Here is a 21,292-nt window from a genome sequence, read left to right as displayed (position 1 = left end):
GATTTCAGGACGGCGGGCAGGAGCGGCGCCAGGTCAGCACCCGGCGCTGCATCCGCCCGTCGACCTGTGCGGCCCCGATGAGCGTCAGGACGTCGCCGTTCAGCGACATCTGGCGCACCTGTTCGGTATCGGCCCAGGCCGGGTTGGAGCACACGGTGATGGCGTGCACCAGCTCCGTGCCGCGCCTGCGCCAGGTCCCCGCATAACCCATGAAAGGCGGTGTGCCCGTCGCCGCGTCGGTGCGCATCATGCTGACCGACATATAGCCGTGCGCGCCGTAGATCAGCAGGCCGCGCGGTGCGGCCCCCAGTGGCCCGGTGCTGGTCGCATCGTGTTCGTCGATATCGAAGTAGGACAGCAATTCCCAGGTTCCGACGAGATCGGTCGCGTTCATGACACCCACGATGGCGGCCGCCGCTCTAATCACGCTGTAGCCGCCCCGCGCGCGAAGCCGTGGCTGATCCGCACCAGCCGCCAGACCACCTCGAGCTCGTCGAGATCGCGTGGCCCGTAGACCATTACCAGCGTCTGCGGCAGAAAACGCTGACGCGCCATCGGATGCAATTCCGCCCACCCCTGCGCGATCGCCTCGGCCGCAGTATCTTTCGGCAGGCACAGGTGCAGGCTGCCGTCGTCGTATCCGTGCAGATGAGCGAATTCGGTGCCGACCAGATACGCCTCGCCCGGTCCCTTGGCGATGGTCGGGCGTAGATGCAGCGCCCGGGTATCGGGCAGCGAAACGCCGCTGCGGCCGAGCAGCACGCCGTTCAGTGTGGTCATTCGCGACCACAGGGTTTCCTGCAGATCCGGTGGCGCCAGCTGGCTGAGCTGCTGATGTGGATTGTGCGCCCGAGTGCGCGGCCGGTCGCCGCAGCGGTGCGGCAGATCGATGCGTCCGTCCACGGATGTCGTTGTCATGACTGTGTTCCCTTCGGTTTTCGTTCGCGGTGGTGCTCGCTCACGACCTCTGTTTTCACAGTACTTTCCAAAGTATAGTACTTACCAAGTGGAAAGTGAGGGCCAATGAGGCAGGCATCGAGTAGCGATTCGATGAGGGGTGATCGGGCGGCCGGTGGGCCGGCCGACGTCGACCCGTGTCCGATCACCCCGGTGATCGACCTGGTTTTCGGCCGCTGGTCCACCCAGGTGCTCTGGGTGCTGACCCATGACGGCCGCCTGCGCTTCACCGAACTCGAGCAGCGCATCCCCGGCCTCACCCCCAAGGTGCTGACCCAGCGCCTGCGCCAGCTGGAACGCGACGGACTGGTGTCCCGTACCTACCACGCCGAGGTGCCACCCCGCGTCGAGTACGAAGCAACCCCGCTCGCGGTCACCCTGACCCCGGTCTTCGCGAGCATCGTCGACTGGTCGAGCGCACATCTCAGCGAAGTACTCGCCGCCCGCGCCGCGTACGACGCGGCCGAATCCTGACCCGACCCGGCTGGGCGGCACACGGATTCGTCATCGAGACGCAATGGCTATCGCGTGGATGCGCCGCTAACGTCATGTGGTTCCGTCGGATGACGACCAAGGAGGCGCATTGTGCTCGATCGCTCGCAGCTGTTCGCTCTGTCGACCCTCGTACCACTCGCCATTGCCGCTGTGGCGACCGCCGCGGGCCCGGCGGCCGCCGACCCCAATGGGCTCGATCAGCTGACACCGGTGGACGAGACCGGATATCTGGTCGACGACCCGCACTACCGGGGCGCCGTCTTCTTCCAGTCGCCCGACGGCCGCAACTGCGGATTCTTCCTGAACGGCCCGGCCGGGTGCGATGCGGTGCCGATCGATGCACCGCCGGGCACGAACCAGGTGCGTTCGTCGACTGTGGAAGCGGCCCACTTCCTGACCGCCGACCAACCCACCTTCACCTACCCGGGTGGCGCGCAGGTGCTGCCGGAGGGGCAGAAGGTCGCCGTTGGTGGCACCACCTGCGGCATCGGCTACCAGGGCACGGTGACCTGCGAGACCGGAGCGCACGGGTTCACCATTGCGGCGACCTACGGTGTCCTGCATTAGGCAAGCGTTGTCCGCGGTGCCAATGCCAGGAGGTGCCCGGCCAATTCGCGCGGCATGGTGATCATGCAGTCGTGCCCGGTCGGCAGCACGTGCAGGCGGCCCGGCGGCAGGTCGGCGGGCGGCAGGGTGCGCGGCATGGCGGCGCGCATGGCCTTGTAGGCTTCGCCGCCCTCGCTGCAATACACGTGTGTTACCGGAATATCGGCCAGCGCACCGGGATTCGTGAGCAGCATGCGCTGTTGGAAAGTCGCGAGCGACTGGGCGGTCATCATCGAGGCGGCCCAGCTCAAATCGGGTTCCTCGGTGATGCCGTACAGACCGCCGTCGCCCATCGGCTCGGTCTGCGGCGGTACGCGCCAGCCATCGCCGTATTCGGTGGCCGCGGCGGCGAAGGCATCGACCATACCGGGCATGATGTCGGCGACCGCCTCACCGTCGCGCGGGACGAAGGTGTCGATATAGACGAGTTCGGCGATGCGGTCGGGGACGGCGTCGGCGACCGCGGTCACCACGATGCTCGCGTAGCTGTGCCCGACCAGGACGACGTCGGTGAGATCCGCGGAGGTGAGCAGGCCGACCAGATCCTCGACGTGGGTATCCAGGCCGACATCCGGGGTCAAGAGATCGGCGCGGTCGCCGAGGCCGACAAGCGACGGGGCCAGCACACGATGTCCGGCGTCCTCGAGCAGCGGCAGCACCCGCTGCCAGGCCCAGCCGCCGTGGAATGCGCCATGGACGAGCAGATATGTCGACACGATCAGTTCTCCCTGAATTTCGTTAGGGCAGTGACGGTTCCGGCGACATCGGCCACCGGTGGCACGTGTTCGGGCCGGATGCCGAGCCCGATCACCCGGGCCACCAAACGGGGTAGGCGGGGAAAGCGCCGCAGCAGACGCACCAGCATTGGGTTATCGGTGCCCGGCCGCCCGGCATTCGGATACAGATCCGACAGCAGCCGCAGCTGCGCGAATTGGACTACACGCATGGGGAATTCACGCCTGGTCTGTACGGCGCGCAATTGTGCGACGCTCGGTCGAGCACCCGTGCCGAGGATGGGCGCGAGCAGCCGGGCGGCCGCGATCGCATCCTGCACAGCGAGATTGATGCCGACTCCGCCCGCGGGTGACATGGCGTGAGCCGCATCGCCGATCGCGAGCAGACCGGGTCGGTACCAGCGGCGCAGCCGATCCACGCGTACATCGAGGGGTTTCACGTCATCCCAGGTGCGGATCTCTGCGGCCAGATGCCCGGTGAGGCTGGGATAGATCGCGGCGAGGTCGGCGCGGAAGCCGGCGAGTCCGGCGGCCTTGACGGTCGCGAATCCGCCCTTCGGGATCATGTAGGCGACCTGCAGGTAGTCGCCGCGGTCGATGCAGACGATGAAGAAGCCATTGCCGCTGCGCACGGTAGGCAGCCGTTCGCCGTCGGGTTTGCCGACCCGGAACCACAGCACGTCCATCGGCGCCTCGCCGGCCGCCACCTCGAGCAGCCCGCCGCGCACAATCGAATTGCGACCGTCCGCGGCGATCACCAGCTGGGACCGGACCTCGAGTTGTCCCTCGGGGGTGCGTACCCGTGCGCCGACCACGGTGTCGTGCTCCTGGATGAGCGCGGTGACCTCGGCCCGCTGGATCAGCCGGAAGCCCGGATACCGCCCACCTGCCTCGGCCAGGAAGTTCAGCACATCCCACTGCGGCATGAATGCCACGAAGGGAAAACCGCCTGGGAGAGTGCGGAAGTCGGCGAAGATCACCGGCCCGCTTGCGGTGGCCATCGGCAGCTGCGGCAGTTCGACGTGCGGCAGCGCGAGGAATTCGGTGGCGAGTCCGAGCTCGTCCATCGCCCGCAGTGTGGATGGGTGCACGGTGTCACCGCGGAAGTCCCGCAGGAAATCCGGATGCTTCTCCAGTACAAGCACTTCCACGCCGGATCGGGCCAGCAACAGACCGGTCATCAGCCCCGCGGGACCGCCACCGACGACGCAGACCTGCACCGATACGGTTGTCACGCCAGACATGTCGGCACCTGCCCGTGGTTGTACACGATCATCTCGTCGAAAATCGACAGCACATCCAGCGGCTCGCCGATCGGACCGCCCGCCAACTCCGCGTCGGCGCGGTACAGATTGCCGACGATGCGCTCGTCGTCGACCAGATCGGCGAACTCGCCGTGATCGGCCTCGAGTGCGATGGCCAGCGGGGTGAGTCCGAGCGAGCGGCCCTCGGCGGCCAACTCCTGCACCCACCGCAGATATCGCAGCGTCTGATCGAAGATCTCGGGCCCGGCCACCGGACCGTGTCCGGACACCACGGTTTCCGCGCCCAGCTCGGCGAGCCTTTTGATCGCGCCTGTCGACCCACTCACCGATCCCATCAGGCAGAACGGCGCGGCCCCCGACATCACCAGATCTCCGGCGAAGAGCACCTTCTCCTCGGGCAGCCACGCCACTACATCATTGGTGGTGTGCGCGGCCGGTCCGAGGTGGATGAGTTCGACGCGCCGTTCGTCGATATACAGGGTCGCGCGGCTGCTGAAGGTGATGTTGGGCAGGGTGACTCGCACATCGCCCCAGTGCACCTGGGGCCACAGTTCAGTCAGTGCGAGTCCGGTCTCGATCATCTCCGGCCGGATCCGATCGTGGCCGATGACGACCGCCGTTGGCCCGAAGAGGTGATTGCCGAAATTATGGTCGCCGTGGTGATGGGTATTGACAATCGTTCTGGCCGGACCGATACCGAGCCCGTCGACGAATTCGACCAGAGCGCGGGTGCGTCCCTCGGTCGCCAGGGTGTCGATCACGACCGCGCCGTTCGGACCCGCCAGCACGCCCGCATTGCTGACACACCAGCCGCCCCGACTGTGCGTGTACGCGTAGACCCGGTCTGCGATCTCGCGCACGACCGGGCCTCCGGCCACCTGCGGGAGTTCGGTGGCGGTCATGTCGGTGACTTCACGGATTCGGCATACCGCACCGCGCACAGCAGGGTATTGCGACTGTTGGTCGACAGCGCCTCGGTGAGATATGCGCGTGCATCGGCGAGATCGGTATCGGCCCCCAGGATTTCGCGGGCGGCGACCGGATTGATCGCAACGGTGTGCCGCGCCGTCACCACGGCGCCGTCCGGAGCGTCCGCGAATTCCCAAGCGCCGCTGTGCCCGAAGAGCATGGCAGGCGGCAGCAGCTGCTTGTAATCGATGCGTTCGTCGGTGACGCACACCCGCACAGATTTGGTGGTGTGCGGAATACCGCCCGCGGTAACGGTATCCATCTCCATCAGCTGCACGCCATCGGCATCCTCGTCGAGTTCGATCCGGCCGACGTGCGGAACGTGTTCGGGCCAGCGCTCACTGTGGTAGATGAAGTCGTACGCCTCGGCCGACGAAATATGGAGCGGGACAGCGTCTTCGAAGGTGTGCACCACATCGTCGACCGGATGTCCCAGCTCTGCGATGCGCGCCAGCGCCGCCAACTCGGTCTCGCTATTGCGATCCACCGCGCCCGCGACCAGATCCGGATTCGCGCCGTCCACCACGGTGAAACGATGGTCGAGGGTGACTTTCGTTGTGCCGGGACAGATTTCGCGAAATGACCAGGCTCCGCCCATGGACGCGATCGGCGCCTGACTGCGCTCCTGTTCGAAGACGATGCGCCGCTGCGCCGCATCCAGCACCCGCCGCGAGGTCCAGTTCTTGACCTCGCTGTTGACGGTGGCCCACAACCGGAACCGCTCCTCATCGGGTCCGCGGTGCAGATGGCGCACCAGTACGCTCGGTGCGAAGATCACGGGCCATTTGGTCACATCGGCCACCAGGTCGTAGACGACCGCCGGCGGCGCCTGCACCACCTTGGTGTGGCTCATCACCTGGATGTTCATGCCGCACCGCGCAATTGGCTATTGACGATATCGATCAACTCCTGCGGCGTCTTGACATCGATGAGCTGTTCCTCCGGGATCAGCACGCCGAAATCGCGCTGGATCCGCGAGGCCGTTTCGATGAGCGCCAGAGAGTCGTAGCCGAGCTGTTCGAAGTCGAGTCCGGCGATATCTTCGGCGATATCGTCGCCGCCCGCGCATTCCACGAGGATCCGGCGTAATTCGGTAATGGTCATGGTCATGATCGGCTCCCTAGGTTTGGTCGACAGCCCGCACGACGACCGCGGAGTTGAAACCCCAACGGCCACGGGCCAGAACGAGGGCGCCGCCGACGGTGGCGGGCCGGGGCGCGCCGAGCACCAGATCGATCCGGTAGTCCTCGGCGAGGGTGGTGGTGCAGGCGGTCGGCGGGATCACCGAATCGCGAATGGACAGCAGTGCGGTCACGATGTCGAGCGGGCCCGCGCCCGAGAACAGCCGTCCGGTCAGCGGTTTTGACGTCGTGACCGGGACGCCGCGGTCGCCGAAGATGGCCTCGATGGCCGCCGCCTCGTCCCGATCGCGGTCGGGTACGCCCGCCGCGTCGGCGAAGACGATATCGATGTCGCCCGGTCCCATACCGGCGTCGGCGAGTGCGAGTTCCGCGGCGCGGCGCAGACCCGAGGGTCTTCCCGAATCCGGTGCCGGATCGAATGTCGAAGCGTACCCGGCGATTTCGCCGTGCACCTTCGGAACGCCGCGGGCACGGGCCGCCGTGGCGTCCTCGACCACCAGCATCGCACCGCCCTCACCCGGCACATATCCGGCGGCCGCGGTGTCGAATGGCAGATAGGCACGCTCCGGCGCGTCCGACGTGCTGACCTCGCCACTGGCCAGATGTGAGACCCAGCCCCAGGGATCGAGCGCGGAATCCACGCCGCCGGTGACCACCAGCGGGGTGCCGCGGCCGACCGTCCGCCGGGCGTGCCCGACCGCGTCCAAACCGCCCGCCTGTTCGGCGACCAGCGCACTGCTCGGCCCGCGCATACCGTGCCGGATCGAGATCTGCCCGGTGTTCACCGCGTAGAACCAGGCGAACGACTCGTAGACGCTCACATGCTCGGAACCGCGCGACCACAGCTTGTTGAACTCGCGATGGGTGAATTCGAAACCGCCGGAAGCATTTCCGGTGACCACACCCATGTCGTAATCGGTCAGCGCCGCCGTATCGACCTTGGCGTCGTCCAAGGCCCACTGCGCGGCCACCAATGCCATCCGCGTCGAAATATCGGTCTGCGGCAGCAACCGGCTCGGCAGATGTTCGGCGGCGTCGAAGTCGGCGACCTGCCCGGCCAATCGCGCGGTGCTGCGGCTGGTGTCGAACCGGGTAAGCGGTGCGATTCCGCCTCGGCCGTCCAATACCGCTTCCCAGAAGCGTTCGACGCCGAGGCCGTTCGGCGCGAGCACGCCCATACCGGTTACCAGGATCATGCCGCCACCGCCTCGGGTTTACGCAACACCATCGCGCTCTGGAAGCCGCCGAATCCGCTGCCGACGGTGAGCACGGTGTCCATCCGGTGCCCGCGTGCGGTGAGCGGCACATAGTCCAGATCGCATTCGGGATCGGCCTCGTGCAGATTCGCCGTCGGCGGTACCACCTGGTATTCCAGCGCAAGCAGGGAGGCGGCGATCTCCACCGAACCGATGGCACCCAGCGAGTGGCCGACCATCGATTTGATGGAGCTCATCGGTGTCGCGTAGGCGTGCCGGCCGAGACTGCGCTTCACGGCGGCGGTTTCGTGCCGGTCGTTCTGCCGGGTGCCCGAGCCGTGCGCGTTGATGTAGTCCACGCCGGTGGGGTCGATGCGCGATTCGTCCAGTGCGACCCGGATCGCCTCGGCCATCTCCCGGCCGTCGGCCTTGAGGCCGGTCATGTGGTAGGCGTTGCATCGCGTGGCATAGCCGGTGATCTCGGCATAGATTCGCGCACCCCGCTTGCGCGCGCTCTCGTACTCCTCGAGCACGAACATCGCCGCCCCCTCCGCGAGCACGAAGCCGTTGCGCGAGTTGTCGAACGGCCGGGAGGCGTGTTCGGCATCGTCATTGCGGGAGGTGGTGGCCTTGATCGCATCGAAGCAGGCCACCACGATGGGCGTGATCGGGGTATCCGCAGCACCGGCCAGCATCACATCGGCCGAACCCTCACGGATCAACTGCACGGCGTGGCCGACCGAATCCAACCCGGAGGTGCAGCCGTTGGAGACCATGGCGACCGGCCCCTCCGCGCCCACACTCCAGGCCACCTCGGCGGGCATCACGCTGGGCACCATGTAGTCGAACATGTGCGGGGACAGGTAGGTTTCGTCGACCAGCCAGTTCCTACCGGAATCCGACAGCACCAGATATTCCTGCTCCAGGCTGGTCGCCGCGGCGACCGCGCTGCCGAGACTGACGCCGAGCCGGTGCGGATCCAGCGATCCGATATCGATGCCGCTATCGGCCACCGCCTCCCGTCCGCACACCACGGCGAACTGCACAGCCCGATCCATGCGGCGAATTTCCCTGGGTGACAACCCTTCCTGAAGCGGGTCGAAGTCGGCTTCGCCCGCCACCTGGGACCGGTAGGGCGTGGGGTCGAAGAATGAAATCCGGCGCGTCGCGGTGCGGCCTTCGGACAGCAGTTTCCAGAACTCGTCCTTACCCGAACCGCCGGGCGCCCGGACACCGAGTCCGGTGACGACAACGCGGCGGCTCATTCCGCACCACCGGATACGTTGGGGTTCATGGCGTTATCTCCCTTCGATCGTGGTGTCAAGCATCGAAGGCGGACCTCGAACCTGACTCGAGCGCCGGAGTCGAGCTGTTCTCTAGCGGGTGCGCGCAGGCTGGGTCGCACCTTCCCCGAGCACAGGAGACATGCGTGATGAAGTCAGCACATGGCCTGGACGGTGCCGCGGACTGGGTGCTCTGCCCGGCCTGTCTGATCCCGCTGTACGGCAAGCGATTCGCCCGCGACCTCGGTGTCTGCGGCGAATGCGGCAGACATACCCCGATCACCGCCGAGCAGCGCATCACCCAGCTCGCCGACGAGGGCCGGTTCGAGCCGCTCGCCGTCATACCCACCGACGACGATCCGCTGACATTCACCGACACCAAGCCCTATCCGGACCGGCTCGCCGCCGCACGGGCACGCACCGGCATGCACGACGCCGTGCTGTGCGCCCTCGCGGCGATCGAGGGCAATCCGGTGATAGTCGCGGCCATGGATTTCCGTTTCCTCGGTGGCAGTTTGGGCACCGCCGTCGGTGAGATGATCACTGCGGCCGCGGAAACCGCTCTCGCCGAACGGATTCCGTTGCTCATCATCACGGCTTCGGGTGGTGCGCGGATGCAGGAGGGACCGTTGTCGCTGATGCAGATGGCGAAAACCAGTGCGGCGCTGGAACAGCTGGACCGCGCGGGCATCCTCACCATCACGCTGATCACCGACCCGACCTACGGCGGGGTGGCCGCATCGTTCGCCACGCTGTCGGATGTGCTGATCGCCGAACCGAAGGCGCGACTGGGTTTCGCTGGTCGCCGGGTGATCGAACAGACGATCCGGCAGGAGCTGCCGCCGAAGTTCCAGACCGCCGAATTCCTGTTGGAGCGCGGGCTGATCGATATGATCGTGCCGCGCGCCGGATTGCGGCAGGCACTCGGTTCGCTGCTGCGAGTGGCCGGTCCGGTCGATCCGACCGGCGATGTGGTGACCGAGCTGGACGCGGGAACGATCACCGACCCGGCTCGGGTTCCCGACAGCGATCCCTGGGCGCAGGTTCGACGGGCGCGCACACCGAGCAGACCCACCGCGCTCGATTACTTCGCCCTGGCCTTCGACGGCTTCCGGGAGTTGCGCGGGGACCGCATCTCGGGGGACTGCCCGGCCATCGTCGGTGGTACCGCCTGGCTCGGTGGCCAGCCGGTCGTGGTGATCGGACATCAGAAGGGACATGAGCCGAAGGAGTTGATGGCTCGCAACTTCGGCATGCCGACGCCGGCGGGATATCGAAAGTCCGCACGGCTCATGCGTTTCGCAGAAAAGCTCGGGCTGCCCGTCATCACGTTGATCGACACCCCCGGCGCTTATCCCGGCGCGACCGCCGAGGAGCAGGGGCAGGCGGTGGTGATCGCGGAGAATATCCGGCTGATGTCCGCCCTGCGGGTGCCGGTGGTCAGCGTGGTGATCGGGGAGGGCGGCAGCGGTGGCGCGTTGGCGCTCGGAGTTGCCAACCGGGTGCTGATGTTCGCCAACGGGACATACTCGGTGATCAGCCCGGAAGGGTGTGCGGCCATCGTATGGAACGATCCGGCTGCGGCACCGAAAGCGGCTGCCGCGCTGTCACTTACGGCCGGTGACCTGCTGCGGCTCGGTGTCGTCGATGCGGTGCTGCCCGAACCGGGTGACGACGTCGGTACCGCACCGGTGGCGGCGGCTGACCAACTGCACCGTGCGCTGACCGCGAGCCTGCGCGAGTTGACCGGTCGCAGCGGCGAAGACCTCGCCGCCGAGCGGCGGGCCCGGTTCCGCCGGTTCGGTGCGCGGCAGCAGGTTCCGGTTCGGTCGGTGGCATAAGAGAATGCGGGACAACATGTTCGAGAAGATTCTTATCGCCAATCGTGGCGAGATCGCGCTCCGGGTCGCGCGCACCTGCCGGGAACTGGGGGTGCGCACCGTCGCGGTGCATTCGGTCGCCGACGCGGAGTCGGCCGTCGTGCAGTTCGCCGACGAATCGGTGCAGATCGGGCCTGCCGCGGCCAAACGCAGCTATCTCAATGCTGCCGCCGTCCTTGCCGCAGCCGAGACGACCGGTGCCGATGCGATCCATCCCGGCTACGGATTCCTTTCGGAGTCACCGGATTTCGCGGATGCATGCCGCGCGGCGGGTATCACCCTGATCGGTCCGCCCGCCGATGTGATGGCCCAACTCGGTGATAAGCAGTCGGCGCGCACTCTGATGGCCAAGGCGGGGCTACCGCTATTGCCGGGGAGTCTGGATCCGCTCGAGTCCGAGCAGGCGCACACGCTGGCCGACTCGATCGGTTATCCGGTGATCATCAAGGCCGCCGCGGGTGGCGGCGGGCGCGGCATGCAGGTGGTGCGCGATAGCGCAGCGTTTCCACGCGCCTTCCAGGAGACGCGGGCGACGGCGCGAATGTTGTTCGGGGACAGTCGAGTCTATCTGGAGAAGTACCTCGAGGGCGCTCGGCATGTCGAGATCCAGGTGCTGTGCGATGGCTACGGCAACGGTGTGCACCTCGGTGAGCGCGACTGCTCGGTGCAGCGCAGGCATCAGAAGCTCATCGAGGAGTCGCCCGCGCCGCGGCTGCCAGAGGGGCTTGCGGCGCGGATGGGCAAATCCGCGGTGGACGGGGTGCTGGAAGCCGGGTACGTCGGCGCCGGAACCGTGGAATTTCTGGTGGATCGGCAGGGGAATTACTATTTTATGGAGGTGAACTGCCGAATCCAAGTCGAACATCCGGTGACCGAAATGGTTACCGGTATCGATTTGATCGCCGAGCAGATACATATCGCCGCCGGGCAATCTCTCGGCATCGCGCAGCGCGATATTTCCCTGCGCGGCGCGGCAATTGAATGTCGCATCAATGCCGAGGACCCTGCCGCCGAATTCGCACCGGCGCCCGGAATCGTGGCCGAATTCACACCGCCCGGTGGTCCGTTCGTGCGTGTCGATACCCACGTGCACGCCGGATATTCGATCCCACCGCACTACGATTCGCTTCTTGCCAAACTGATCGTATGGGCGCCGGACCGGGACCAGGCGCTCGCCCGCATGCGACGAGCCCTGGCCGAATTCCGGATTTCGGGTGCGCACGTTGCGACGACCCGGGATTTTCTGCGGGAAGTACTCGACCACCCGGCGATGCGGTCGGCGACGCATTCGACCGCGCTGGTGGACGAGTTGTTGCGGGCGGATTAGGCGGGTTTTGCTCGAGCCGAGCGGAATTCGGGGGAGTACCAGCCGATGAGGTATCCCGCGTGGCGGCTGTTGAGCATGGCACTGACCGATACGTCGGAGGCGGCGAGAATATCCTGATGCAATTTCTGCAGCTTCTGGCAGGGGTCCAGGCCGAGCTCGCGCTGCATCGACCTGCTGAACTGCTGGTAGGACTCCAATGCGCGGGCGCGCTGGCCCGCACGGCTGAGGGCGAACATGTAATACGCCTGCAGCCGCTCGTGCAGCGGGTGCTGCATGGTGAGTCTGGCCAGGTCAGGGCAGGCTTCGCGATATCGACCGAGCCGCAACTCGGCCTCGACGCGCAGCTCGATATTGGTCAGCCGCAGGTGATCCAGATGCGAGATCTCCGCGGCCAGCGGGATACCGCCCTCCACATCGACCAGCGCCGGACCGCTCCACAGCGCCTCCGCTGCGCTGAACAGATCGACCGCGCGATAGTCGTCGCGGGCCTTGGCGGCACAGCGCGCGGCCTCGGACATGCTCTGATAGTCGCGCAAATCGAAGACGCAGTCCTTGACGTCGAACGAATACCCTTTACTGCGGGTGCGGAGAAATCGTTCGGCCACCTCGGCCTGTCCGATGCCGAGCTGCTCGGCCATCTTCTTTCGAATTCCCAGCACATAGGTCTGCACGACGGTGACGGCGCTGCGCGGCGGATCGTCGTTCCACAACTCTTCGACGAGTGTGGTTACCGGAACGACAGTGTCGTGTCTGACGAGTAGTAAGGCGAGTAGTTGGCGTTGTTTCTGTGCTGTCGGCGTTGCGTTGTGGTTATTGAGAGCAAGCGTCAATGGACCTAACACGCGAGCGCACACTGGATACTTCACTGGGAGTTCTCCTACGGGCGTTATTCCCCCCGACCGACGTGAGTTCTCGAAATCCCACCTCGCTGTAGGCAATGTCAACACTATCGAAAATCTGGTATCAAGTCGATGAATCTTGAGTTATATCGGAGTTAACTGCGCTCGGAGGGGTGCGCTAATTCTCCTTTCCGGCAAGGAGATTCGCGCATCGGGCTGGTTCGTGGGACGGCGGTCGCTCGGGTTGCGCGTAGCTGGTTATTCGCTTTCGGATGGCAGTGGGTCATTCGCGGCTGGTCGGGCCGGAGTCGTTCGGCCGCGCGGCCCTACAGCGTGCCCCTGAACGTGCAGTTTCTGAAAAATTGCAGTTTGTGCTACTTTGGCGGACATGTCCAAGGTCGAGCGCCCGATCGGGTTGCGGGAGCAGAAGAAACGCCAGACCGAGCTCGATCTCTGCCTCGCCGCGCGTCGGCTCGCGGTCGAGCGCGGGCTGGACGCGACGACCGTCGAGGACATTGCGAGAGCGGTCGGGGTCTCGCCCCGCACGTTCTTCAACTACTACGAGACGAAAATGGATGCGGTAGTAGGGCCGGTCGGCGAGATCGGCACACCGGAGTTGCGCGAGCAGTTCATCGCGGGCGGCCCGAGTGGCGTGTTGATGGACGATCTCACCTGGTTGTTCGCGCACGGCTTCGAATCCGAAACCGAGGTGCGCGAGGGCATCGCGCTGGTTACCGAGCTCATCAAGACCGAACCACGGGTGCTCGCGGCCTTCGTCGCCTCCGGTGCCCGCCTGCAGAGCGTGATATCCGACCTGCTCTCGGCTCGGCTGGGCGGTGCCGTATCGCCCGAATTCGCCGGTCTGGCAGCGGGATTCATGACAACCATCACCACGCGGGCAGCGATGACCACGGTCGGAGATCCGACGGTGTCGCTGGCGGTGGCAGTACGCGAACACTGCGCAATGGCCGCGCGGCTGTTCGAACAGCATGACGGCAAGAAGGAGAGACGCAAGAGATGACCATCACGGCTGAATCGCCGCCTGAGCCGATTGTCCTGACTCAGAAGCGGATCTGGCTCATCTTCGGCGCACTGATCGCGGGGATGTTCCTGGCCAGCCTGGACCAGACCATTGTCGGCACCGCGATGCCGACCATCGTCGGCGATCTGGGCGGCATCTCCCATATGGCCTGGACCGCAACGTCGTATCTGCTCGCGACCACCATCATGATGCCGATCTACGGCAAATTCGGCGATCTGTTCGGGCGGCGCTGGCCGTTCCTGTTCGCCATCACGATTTTCACCGTGGCCTCGATCGGCGCCGCCGCGTCGACGAGCTTCTGGGAGTTCATCACCTTCCGCGGCCTGCAGGGCGTCGGCGGTGGTGGTCTGATGATTCTGGCGCAGGCCATCATCGCCGATGTGGTGCCCGCCAAGGATCGCGGCAAATATATGGCCCCGATGGGCGCGGTCTTCGGCATCACCTCGGTCGCGGGGCCGCTGCTCGGCGGCTTCTTCGCCGACCATCTCGGCTGGCGCTGGTGCTTCTGGATCAATGTGCCGATCGGAATTGCCGCACTGTTCATCGCCTTCCGCTACCTGAGCATCCCCAGCCACCGGCCCAAGACCCGTCCCGACTATCTCGGTGTGGTGTTGATGTCGGCCGCGACCACGCTGCTGATCCTGATCACCGACTGGGGCGGCAAGCAATACGCTTGGGGTTCAGCGGTTATGGTCACCATGATCGCGGCGTTCGTCGTGGTGGTCGCTGCTTTCGTGCTCGTGGAGGCGCGCGCGGAGGAGCCGATGCTGCCGCTGTGGTTGTTCCGCAATCGCACCTTCGTGCTGACCTCCGCGATCGGCTTCGTGGTCGGCCTGGTGATGTTCGCCGCCCTCGCCTTCATCCCGACCTATCTCCAAATGGCAACGGGCGCTTCGGCTTCGGTATCGGGTCTGCTGCTGATTCCGATGATGGTCGGTCTGATGATCGCATTGATCGCCTCGATGACGATGATCACCAAAACCGGCCGCTACAAGCTCTATCCGCCCCTCGGCGCGGTTTTGATGTTCGCGGACATGCTCTGGTTGACCCGCCTGGACGCGGACACCCCGATGTGGGTCGTCTCCGCCATGCTGTTCGTCATGGGTGCGGGCCTCGGCCTGATCATGCAGATCATCGTCCTGGTCGTCCAGAACGCCGTGGCCCCCGACCAAATCGGCACCGCCACCAGCGCCAACAACTATTTCCGCGAAATGGGCGGCGCACTGGGCGTGGCGATTTTCGGCTCGATCTTCACCAACCGTCTGACCGAGGGCCTCACCGATGTCTTCGTCTCCCACGGGCCCGAAGCCGCAGCGGCGAAGCTGGATCCGGGCGCGTTGGTGCCCTCGGTGGTCAAGCATCTACCCGACGGCCTACACGACGCCATCGTCGGCGCCTACGTGGACGCCTTGGTCCCCGGCTTCTGGTACCTGATCCCCGGCGCGGTAATCGCCTTCGTGCTCGCGCTGTTCATTCCCCATATGAAACTCTCCGATGAAGCGGGCATGGTCGCCCGTGGTGAGGCGGTCATGGAAGAAGACGCGGATCCGCAGCTCGTCGGCGAACACTGAGGCAGGCGAGGAGGATATGAGAAAGGCCCGGGCGGAATCCGCCCGGGCCCTTCCATGCCGAAATCCGGTGTCAAGGTACGACTTCGACCACGTCACCGGGGTTGAGATAGCGGTACGTCGCTTCGGCGCCCTCGGGAGTCATCCGGATGCAGCCGTGCGACTGCTCCTCGATGGGTCCGATATGGGTGGCGATATCGCCGTTGAAGAAGACCGCCCACTTCATCGGAGCATTGTGCATGGTGCTCCAGAAGTCTTCCCGCTTGAACGCGACCTTGAAGACGCCGGGCGGTGTCTCGTATCCGGGCCGCCCGTGCGAAATCGGGGTCGGACCGTAGGTGACCTTGCCGTTGTCCATCAGCCAGGCCTCGTTCGTCGACAGCCGCATGCACATGCGTGCGGTGGTGCCACACGGTGCGACGATCGGAACCGGCGGGATGATCGCCGGTGTGCCGATATCCGGTCCGCCGGGCCACAACGGTTCGGCCTGTGCCGTCCCCGCCATCAGGAGACCTGCGGAAACGGCACCGACGAGTAAAGCGGATCTGACCGACCAGTTTCGAAAACGTTTGCTGTTCTTCACGCTTCTGACCCCTCTAACCCTTGCCGGCACCCTGCGCGGGGATCGCCAGGGTGATGATGGGACCAACTCCGTCGCGACAAGCATAGAACCGGCGTGAGGTGAAAGTGATCATTTCCGCATTCGACCTCGGTCTCTGCGGAAGCGGACCGTTGCGGCATAAGCGACGGATCCGGCGGCATAGACTCCAGCGGAACGATAAGGATCCGCGCGCACATAGCTCGGGTCCCAAGTACGCTCGAAGTGTCGAAATATGACGCGACAGATTGGTTTCCGTATTAAGGGGGAACAGTGGACGCGCTGAAGCTCGACCCGGCGGCGATGGCCGCTTACACCACGATCGCGAATACGGTGTCGCAACAGCTGGCCTCGGCGTCGGCGGTCGCGGGTGGCGCGGTGAATCCCGAGCGGCTGGTCGCCGACCTCGGTCAGGTCGGCGCCGGATTCGTGGCCAGGTTCACCGAGAAGGTGAACGAACACGTGCAGGCGCTCTCGACCGCAGGGCAACTGGTTGCCGCCTACGGGCAGGTGCTGCGCGACTACAGCGCGGACATGCAGGGTATCGATGTCGATTCCGCGGGCGCCCTTGCCCGGCAAGGAGAGGCGCTGCCATGAGACGACTGCTTCGACGGCGGCCTGCGAACAACGCCTCCGATACCCCCGCCGGCACGCCCGTTGATCCGAATGTGGATCCGCCGATCGTGGCGGCGCTGGTCGAGCCGATGCTGCAATTGCGCGCTTCGCTCGGCAGCGGCGTCGCGACTCCGGACCAGTCCGTCGTCAACGCGCTGTCGACCGCGTCCACCCAGGCCGCTGATGCCGAGGGCCCGCACCGCGAGGGCCTGCACGCCCTCGAATCGACGTGGACCTCGCGCGCCGCCGACGATGCCGTTCCGGCATTGCGCACCACGCAAACTCAGATCGGTGATATCACCGATCGCGGACCCGAGTACCTGTCGGTGCTCGGCGACGCCCATACCACCAGCGCCCGCGCCGCCCAGAAGGTGGATCAGATCATCGCGGACTTCCGGCGCGACGCCAAGCAGATCATGAGCACCGCGAGCGCATCCTCGGATTCCGACGCGGTGATCGCGCGAGCGACCCAGGCGCTGCGCGACGCGGTCACCGCGGTCAGCACGGCGCAGTCGGAAATGGATGACCACACTGCGCGGTTGGATGCGATGGGACCGCTCACGGTGACCACACCGCAGGGTGTCGGCACCACCCAGCAGACGGTCGTTCCGGGGACGACGAACGGCGTGACCACGGCGGGCGTGACCACAACGACGCCACTGGATCCGGTGCAGGCGGCCCAACTCCAGTTGCAGCAGTACCTGATCAACGCGGGGGTTTCGGTCGGCACCGCGGCCATCGATGCCGGGGTCAATATCGGCACGCACCTGATCGATAAGATCGCCGAAGTCGGCACGCACGCGATGGATACCGTGGCCGCATCCGCGGATAAGGTCATCGATAAGGCGATTCCCGAACTCATCCATCCGGGCAGCACCACGAATTCGCCCACCGGTGGTGACAGCGCGAGCAAGCCCGCGAATGTCATCGACTTCGGTGGTGGATCGGGGCAGTCGTCCAAGCCCGCACCGAATATCGGAACCAACTCGGTGATCCCGCCGAGCCTGGACGGCCCGACCGCGACGAAACCCGCGCCCGCACCCGCGCCGCAGGCACCGGCCGCGAGCGCGGACACGCCGCCGTCGCGCCCGTCCGGGCCGGAACCGACGAATCAACCCGGCACCAGCGGTGGTCTGGCGATGCCGCCGTCGTCGCAGTCGGATGAGGACCGCCGACCGCGCGACGGTCAACTCGGCGTCACCGTGCCGACCGTATTGGCAACCGTCCCGCCCGCCGTGATCGGCGAATTCGACGATGACGAGCTCTGATTCCGGCTCCTCGAGCCAGAACCAGGGCAATCCGTTCGACACCGGGCTGCCCATGGTCCGGCCCGCCGCTCCGGCCCCGAAGCGGCGCCGCCGTCCGAACGCACGCCGCGGTTCGGGCCAGCGCCGGACACCGCTGGCCGATGCGCTCGATCCACCCGAGCGGCCGCGCCGTCCTCGGTCGGCCGGGGATTGGCAGGAGTGGCTCGAACCGCAGCGCCCAGCGGCGGCGCCACCGGAGGCGAATCGCAGTCGGCCGCCGGCGCGCGCGGTCGAAGCCGAGTCCGAGCTACCGGCGGAGACGAGTTCCGTCGTACCGACGATCATCGATCGGTCCGGTGGCAACCCTGGTCCGGCACTGCGGCATCCGCCGCGCCGTCGCGATCCGCAACCGACTGGTGGCGGCAACCGAGTCGTCGCGGTGCTGATCGTGCTCGGTGTCGTGTTGGCAGTGGTTTCGGTGGTGATGTTCGTCTTCGGTGGTTCGGGCAATCACAAGCGACCGGCCGCCGCGACGACACCGGCGGTTGCCCAGGGGACTGCCGGGCGCGCCCCAGCGACTACGGCACCGGGTGACCAACCTTCCGCGGTCGCCACCCCGGGCTGCGAACAGCGGCGCACCGGTGATGTCATCTCCGGTACCGATCCCGGCGGCACCAGCGATGGGCCGTCGGCGATCCTCGCGTTCGAACGTGCCTACTATGTGCAGCGTTCCGGATTCGCCGCGCGCGGCGTAGTCGCCAATGATGCGAATGTGCCCGCCGCCGACCAGATCCAGCGCGGGATCAACCAGGTGCCGATCGGCACCCTCTACTGCGTGCAGATCACCCGTGCGGGCAGCGATGCGGGGGAGGCGCAGTGGGAGGTCCGGCTGACCCAGCAGCGTCCGGGTGAGCAGCCGCAGACCTTCACACAGATCATCACGACGCGAACGGCGGGCAATCGCACGCTGATCACCGCGATCAACGCGGGCTGACAGTCCGTTCCACCGGGCTTCGATGGGCGCTGAAGGTCTGCTTTCCGACGCGTGGCGTCAGAGGGTGCGCGTCATGAAGACGCTGTGCGGATCCTCGACGTAGTCGGCGAATGGTGCGCAGATCTCGAATCCGTGGCGGGTGTAGAGCCGCTGCGCGGGGGCAAAGTAGTCGGAGGCTCCGGTCTCCAAGCTGAGGCGCTGGTAGTTGCGCGCGCGGGCCTCGGCGATGAGATGGTTCAGCAGGGCCGAGGCGATCCCGCGGCCGGTGCGATCGGAGGCGGTGCGCATCGACTTGATCTCGCCGTGGGCGGGGTCGAGTTGTTTGAGTGCGCCGCAACCAGCCAGTTCGTCGTCCTCCCAGGCGCTCCAGAAGGTGATGCTCGGGCCGCGGAGCGCATCCAGGTCCAGGGCGTGCACGCTGTCTTCGGGCGAGTTGTCGTACATCTCGGCCAGATGCTGGGTGAGCAGGGCAGCGACTTCAGGACCGGAGAGATCATCGCCGACGATCCGCAGCACGGCAGCCGGTGCGGTTGGGGTCGGTAGGCGGTCGCCGATATCGCTGGACATCCGTCCATGATGAATTGTGCCCGCGTCGGCCCTGCTGTCTGGGTCGGTGCTCGACGAATCCGCCGGGGACCCTTTACTGTGAGGGCACTCGCCCTCACCTAGGTGGACAACGATGTCGATACTCGATAAGTACGCGCCGCGCACGGATCGTGCGCTGACTGGGCCGCGCCGACGGCCGGTCCCTTTGGGCGCCGTCAGCCGAGCGGGGCGCGATGCCGCGTTCAGACGAATCGGCCGCACGGCCGCAGTGTCAGAATCGGCTGCGGCCGAAGGGTTTCGGGTCGGCGAGCGGTTCGGCGAGATTCGCGTCAGGATCGAATCATGAAGTTTGCGAACAAGGTCGGGGCGCTGGCCGCGGCTGCGGCGCGTCGGGCCGCCGATGAGACGTATTACGCCGCGTTGACAGTGCGTGCCGGACTCGCGACCCCGGAACGCCCGGATCGACTCGCCCTCATGGGTGCCGCGGTGCTGCGATCCGGACTCCTCGGCGGGCTGACAACGGTTGCCGCTCTGCGCTATCGCGATCGCGCCGCCATAATCGATGAACTCGGCCGCGTCAGTTTTCGTGAACTCGACGAGCGCAGCACCGCGCTCGCGAATGCCTGGCGGGCGCGCGGACTGCGTGACGGCGAGGGTGTCGCCATCCTGGCGCGCAACCACCGCGGTTTCCACTACGCGGTCTTCGCCGCCGCGAAATGCGGTGCGCGAATCATCCTGCTCAATACCGATTTCGCGGCGCCGCAACTGCGCGAGGTGGTGACCCGCGAGGGTGCCGATCTGCTGATCTTCGACGACGAATACGCGAGTATGCTCGGCGATTTCACACCGCGCCGGGGCCGCTACCGCGCCTGGGCCGATAAACCGGGCGTCGACACCATCGACAATCTGATCGCGGGTGCGGCGCGCACACCACCGCGCAAGCCGCGCACCGTCGCCCGCATCATCCTGCTGACCAGCGGGACGACCGGCACCCCGAAAGGTGCGCCGCGCAGCAGCGAGCCGGCCTCACTGTCACCGCTGGGCGCCATCCTCGGCAAGGTGCCGTTCCGTGCCCGCGAAATCACCGAATGCCCTGCGCCGCTATTTCATACGCTCGGATTCGCGCACGCCGTCCTCGCGGTCGGCTTCGGTTCCACGCTGGTGATCCGGCGGCACTTCGATCCCCAGGAGGTGCTGGACAGTCTGGACCGCCACGGTGCCACGGCCATGGTCGCGGTGCCGGTGATGCTGCAGCGACTCGTCGACGCCGGACCGAAAGCCTTTGCCGGGCACGATCTTTCGCGGTTGCGGATCATCTTCGTCGCGGGCTCGCAGCTGGGTGCGGAACTGTGCATCCGGGTGACCGAGGCATTCGGGCCGGTGGTGTACAACGTTTACGGGTCTACCGAGGTGGCCTACGCGACTATTGCGACACCTGCGGATCTGGCGGTCGAGCCCGGCTGTGTCGGCTCTCCGGTGCCGAGTACCACCGTGAAGATCTTCGACGACAACGACCGAGAGGTAAGCCCCGGCACTATCGGACGCATCTTCGTCGGCAACAACTACCAATTCGAGGGCTACACCGGCGGTGGTGACAAGGCACGCATCGGACGGCTGATGGCCACCGGCGATGTCGGCCATTTCGACAGTGCCGGAAGACTTTTCATCGATGGACGTGATGACGACATGATCGTCTCCGGCGGCGAGAACGTCTTTCCGGGCGAGGTGGAGGAACTGCTTGCCGCGCATCCGGCCGTGGCTGAGGTCAGCGCATTCGGCGTGCCGGACGATCGATACGGTCAGCGCCTGCGCGCGGTAGTCGTTGTCCGCGAAGGGCATTCGCTCACCGAGGACGAGGTGCGCGAGCACGTCAAGACGCATCTGGCCCGCTTCAAGGTCCCGCGTGACGTGCTGTTCGTCGACGAGCTCCCGCGCAATCCCACCGGAAAGGTACTCAAACGGGTCCTGCGGGAGCTCCCGGCCTGACGA

General features: G+C 66.1%; 22 protein-coding genes. 10 read left to right on the top strand and 12 right to left on the bottom strand.

Going from position 1 to position 21,292, the window contains the following annotated elements; genetic code table 11:
• Positions 1–4: 4 nt before the first annotated feature.
• Positions 5–394, bottom strand: a complete 390-nt coding sequence (locus ACIBW7_RS09095; RefSeq protein ID WP_397045581.1) for a lipocalin-like domain-containing protein — start codon at positions 392–394, stop codon at positions 5–7.
• Positions 395–423: 29 nt separating this feature from the next.
• Positions 424–918, bottom strand: a complete 495-nt coding sequence (locus tag ACIBW7_RS09090) for a luciferase family protein (protein WP_397045579.1) — start codon at positions 916–918, stop codon at positions 424–426.
• Positions 919–1,050: 132 nt separating this feature from the next.
• Between ACIBW7_RS09090 and ACIBW7_RS09085 the strand changes: the two genes are divergently transcribed.
• Positions 1,051–1,431, top strand: a complete 381-nt coding sequence (locus tag ACIBW7_RS09085; protein WP_397045577.1) for a winged helix-turn-helix transcriptional regulator — start codon at positions 1,051–1,053, stop codon at positions 1,429–1,431.
• A 111-nt stretch (positions 1,432–1,542) separates the two neighbouring features.
• Complete coding sequence (locus ACIBW7_RS09080; protein WP_397045576.1) at positions 1,543–2,019, top strand: hypothetical protein; 477 nt, start codon at positions 1,543–1,545, stop codon at positions 2,017–2,019.
• On the opposite strand, the gene ACIBW7_RS09075 is transcribed toward ACIBW7_RS09080, so the two are convergent.
• The 7 genes from ACIBW7_RS09075 to ACIBW7_RS09045 are packed head-to-tail and all read right to left on the bottom strand — an operon-like array spanning position 2,016 to position 8,629.
• The gene (locus ACIBW7_RS09075; protein WP_397045574.1) at positions 2,016–2,774 is read right to left on the bottom strand and encodes an alpha/beta fold hydrolase; all 759 of its coding nucleotides are present in this window, start codon (positions 2,772–2,774) and stop codon (positions 2,016–2,018) included. The genes ACIBW7_RS09080 and ACIBW7_RS09075 overlap by 4 nt on opposite strands.
• Before the next feature lie 2 nt (positions 2,775–2,776).
• A complete protein-coding gene (locus tag ACIBW7_RS09070; protein WP_397045572.1) occupies positions 2,777–4,036 on the bottom strand; it encodes an FAD-dependent oxidoreductase in 1,260 nt (419 codons plus the stop codon).
• Positions 4,024–4,959 (bottom strand): MBL fold metallo-hydrolase, encoded by a 936-nt coding sequence (locus tag ACIBW7_RS09065; RefSeq protein WP_397045570.1) that lies wholly within the window; start codon positions 4,957–4,959, stop codon positions 4,024–4,026. Before ACIBW7_RS09065 ends, ACIBW7_RS09070 begins: the two co-directional genes overlap by 13 nt.
• Positions 4,956–5,894, bottom strand: a complete 939-nt coding sequence (locus ACIBW7_RS09060) for an aromatase/cyclase (RefSeq protein ID WP_397045568.1) — start codon at positions 5,892–5,894, stop codon at positions 4,956–4,958. Before ACIBW7_RS09060 ends, ACIBW7_RS09065 begins: the two co-directional genes overlap by 4 nt.
• Complete coding sequence (locus ACIBW7_RS09055) at positions 5,891–6,136, bottom strand: acyl carrier protein (RefSeq protein WP_397045566.1); 246 nt, start codon at positions 6,134–6,136, stop codon at positions 5,891–5,893. The genes ACIBW7_RS09060 and ACIBW7_RS09055 overlap by 4 nt, the downstream gene beginning before the upstream one ends.
• A gap of 10 nt (positions 6,137–6,146) precedes the next feature.
• A complete protein-coding gene (locus ACIBW7_RS09050) occupies positions 6,147–7,364 on the bottom strand; it encodes a ketosynthase chain-length factor (RefSeq protein ID WP_397045564.1) in 1,218 nt (405 codons plus the stop codon).
• Positions 7,361–8,629 carry a beta-ketoacyl-[acyl-carrier-protein] synthase family protein gene (locus ACIBW7_RS09045; protein WP_397045562.1) on the bottom strand — a complete coding sequence of 423 codons (1,269 nt, stop codon included), beginning with the start codon at positions 8,627–8,629 and terminating at the stop codon, positions 7,361–7,363. Before ACIBW7_RS09045 ends, ACIBW7_RS09050 begins: the two co-directional genes overlap by 4 nt.
• Positions 8,630–8,796: 167 nt before the next feature.
• On the opposite strand from ACIBW7_RS09045, the gene accA reads away from it, so the two are divergent.
• Complete coding sequence (gene accA, locus ACIBW7_RS09040) at positions 8,797–10,488, top strand: acetyl-CoA carboxylase carboxyl transferase subunit alpha (protein WP_397045560.1); 1,692 nt, start codon at positions 8,797–8,799, stop codon at positions 10,486–10,488.
• A gap of 4 nt (positions 10,489–10,492) precedes the next feature.
• Positions 10,493–11,854 carry an acetyl-CoA carboxylase biotin carboxylase subunit gene (accC, locus tag ACIBW7_RS09035; protein ID WP_397045558.1) on the top strand — a complete coding sequence of 454 codons (1,362 nt, stop codon included), beginning with the start codon at positions 10,493–10,495 and terminating at the stop codon, positions 11,852–11,854.
• On the opposite strand, the gene ACIBW7_RS09030 is transcribed toward accC, so the two are convergent.
• Positions 11,851–12,696, bottom strand: coding sequence for a BTAD domain-containing putative transcriptional regulator (locus tag ACIBW7_RS09030; RefSeq protein WP_397045556.1), 846 nt, complete (start codon positions 12,694–12,696; stop codon positions 11,851–11,853). The genes accC and ACIBW7_RS09030 overlap by 4 nt on opposite strands.
• Before the next feature lie 385 nt (positions 12,697–13,081).
• Here ACIBW7_RS09030 and ACIBW7_RS09025 point away from each other — a divergent pair, with 385 nt between their 5' ends.
• Positions 13,082–13,714: a TetR/AcrR family transcriptional regulator gene (locus tag ACIBW7_RS09025; protein ID WP_397045554.1), complete on the top strand. Its 633-nt coding sequence runs from the start codon at positions 13,082–13,084 to the stop codon at positions 13,712–13,714.
• Positions 13,711–15,306, top strand: coding sequence for an MDR family MFS transporter (locus tag ACIBW7_RS09020; protein WP_397045552.1), 1,596 nt, complete (start codon positions 13,711–13,713; stop codon positions 15,304–15,306). The genes ACIBW7_RS09025 and ACIBW7_RS09020 overlap by 4 nt, the downstream gene beginning before the upstream one ends.
• A 70-nt stretch (positions 15,307–15,376) precedes the next feature.
• Here the strand turns inward: ACIBW7_RS09020 and ACIBW7_RS09015 are convergent, their stop codons facing one another.
• The gene (locus ACIBW7_RS09015; RefSeq protein ID WP_245720824.1) at positions 15,377–15,808 is read right to left on the bottom strand and encodes a L,D-transpeptidase; all 432 of its coding nucleotides are present in this window, start codon (positions 15,806–15,808) and stop codon (positions 15,377–15,379) included.
• A gap of 366 nt (positions 15,809–16,174) precedes the next feature.
• On the opposite strand from ACIBW7_RS09015, the gene ACIBW7_RS09010 reads away from it, so the two are divergent.
• The 3 genes from ACIBW7_RS09010 to ACIBW7_RS09000 are packed head-to-tail and all read left to right on the top strand — an operon-like array spanning position 16,175 to position 18,757.
• A complete protein-coding gene (locus ACIBW7_RS09010; protein WP_063038365.1) occupies positions 16,175–16,498 on the top strand; it encodes a hypothetical protein in 324 nt (107 codons plus the stop codon).
• Positions 16,495–17,784, top strand: a complete 1,290-nt coding sequence (locus ACIBW7_RS09005) for a hypothetical protein (protein WP_397045550.1) — start codon at positions 16,495–16,497, stop codon at positions 17,782–17,784. The genes ACIBW7_RS09010 and ACIBW7_RS09005 overlap by 4 nt, the downstream gene beginning before the upstream one ends.
• On the top strand, positions 17,771–18,757 hold the full coding sequence (locus tag ACIBW7_RS09000) for a hypothetical protein (protein ID WP_397045548.1): 987 nt from the start codon (positions 17,771–17,773) through the stop codon (positions 18,755–18,757). The genes ACIBW7_RS09005 and ACIBW7_RS09000 overlap by 14 nt, the downstream gene beginning before the upstream one ends.
• 57 nt (positions 18,758–18,814) lie before the next feature.
• Here ACIBW7_RS09000 and ACIBW7_RS08995 read toward each other — a convergent pair whose 3' ends face one another.
• Positions 18,815–19,324, bottom strand: a complete 510-nt coding sequence (locus ACIBW7_RS08995) for a GNAT family N-acetyltransferase (RefSeq protein WP_397045546.1) — start codon at positions 19,322–19,324, stop codon at positions 18,815–18,817.
• A 321-nt stretch (positions 19,325–19,645) separates the two neighbouring features.
• Here ACIBW7_RS08995 and ACIBW7_RS08990 point away from each other — a divergent pair, with 321 nt between their 5' ends.
• A complete protein-coding gene (locus tag ACIBW7_RS08990; RefSeq protein WP_397045544.1) occupies positions 19,646–21,289 on the top strand; it encodes an acyl-CoA synthetase in 1,644 nt (547 codons plus the stop codon).
• The last annotated feature ends 3 nt before the right edge of the window (positions 21,290–21,292 follow it).

Origin of the sequence: Nocardia sp. NPDC049526, assembly GCF_044465765.1 — a bacterium.
Classification (GTDB): Bacteria; Actinomycetota; Actinomycetes; order Mycobacteriales; family Mycobacteriaceae; genus Nocardia.
This window is presented reverse-complemented; position numbering and strand designations above follow the sequence as displayed.

Coding starts and splice junctions, on each gene's coding strand:
- ACIBW7_RS09095 (WP_397045581.1), bottom strand. CDS start 394: ATGAACGCGACCGATCTCGTCGGAACCTGGGAATTGCTGTCCTACTTC.
- ACIBW7_RS09090 (WP_397045579.1), bottom strand. CDS start 918: ATGACAACGACATCCGTGGACGGACGCATCGATCTGCCGCACCGCTGC.
- ACIBW7_RS09085 (WP_397045577.1), top strand. CDS start 1,051: ATGAGGGGTGATCGGGCGGCCGGTGGGCCGGCCGACGTCGACCCGTGT.
- ACIBW7_RS09070 (WP_397045572.1), bottom strand. CDS start 4,036: ATGTCTGGCGTGACAACCGTATCGGTGCAGGTCTGCGTCGTCGGTGGC.
- ACIBW7_RS09065 (WP_397045570.1), bottom strand. CDS start 4,959: ATGACCGCCACCGAACTCCCGCAGGTGGCCGGAGGCCCGGTCGTGCGC.
- ACIBW7_RS09060 (WP_397045568.1), bottom strand. CDS start 5,894: ATGAACATCCAGGTGATGAGCCACACCAAGGTGGTGCAGGCGCCGCCG.
- ACIBW7_RS09055 (WP_397045566.1), bottom strand. CDS start 6,136: ATGACCATGACCATTACCGAATTACGCCGGATCCTCGTGGAATGCGCG.
- ACIBW7_RS09050 (WP_397045564.1), bottom strand. CDS start 7,364: ATGATCCTGGTAACCGGTATGGGCGTGCTCGCGCCGAACGGCCTCGGC.
- ACIBW7_RS09045 (WP_397045562.1), bottom strand. CDS start 8,629: ATGAGCCGCCGCGTTGTCGTCACCGGACTCGGTGTCCGGGCGCCCGGC.
- accA (WP_397045560.1), top strand. CDS start 8,797: ATGAAGTCAGCACATGGCCTGGACGGTGCCGCGGACTGGGTGCTCTGC.
- accC (WP_397045558.1), top strand. CDS start 10,493: ATGCGGGACAACATGTTCGAGAAGATTCTTATCGCCAATCGTGGCGAG.
- ACIBW7_RS09025 (WP_397045554.1), top strand. CDS start 13,082: ATGTCCAAGGTCGAGCGCCCGATCGGGTTGCGGGAGCAGAAGAAACGC.
- ACIBW7_RS09020 (WP_397045552.1), top strand. CDS start 13,711: ATGACCATCACGGCTGAATCGCCGCCTGAGCCGATTGTCCTGACTCAG.
- ACIBW7_RS09015 (WP_245720824.1), bottom strand. CDS start 15,808: ATGGCGGGGACGGCACAGGCCGAACCGTTGTGGCCCGGCGGACCGGAT.
- ACIBW7_RS09005 (WP_397045550.1), top strand. CDS start 16,495: ATGAGACGACTGCTTCGACGGCGGCCTGCGAACAACGCCTCCGATACC.
- ACIBW7_RS09000 (WP_397045548.1), top strand. CDS start 17,771: ATGACGAGCTCTGATTCCGGCTCCTCGAGCCAGAACCAGGGCAATCCG.
- ACIBW7_RS08995 (WP_397045546.1), bottom strand. CDS start 19,324: ATGTCCAGCGATATCGGCGACCGCCTACCGACCCCAACCGCACCGGCT.
- ACIBW7_RS08990 (WP_397045544.1), top strand. CDS start 19,646: ATGAAGTTTGCGAACAAGGTCGGGGCGCTGGCCGCGGCTGCGGCGCGT.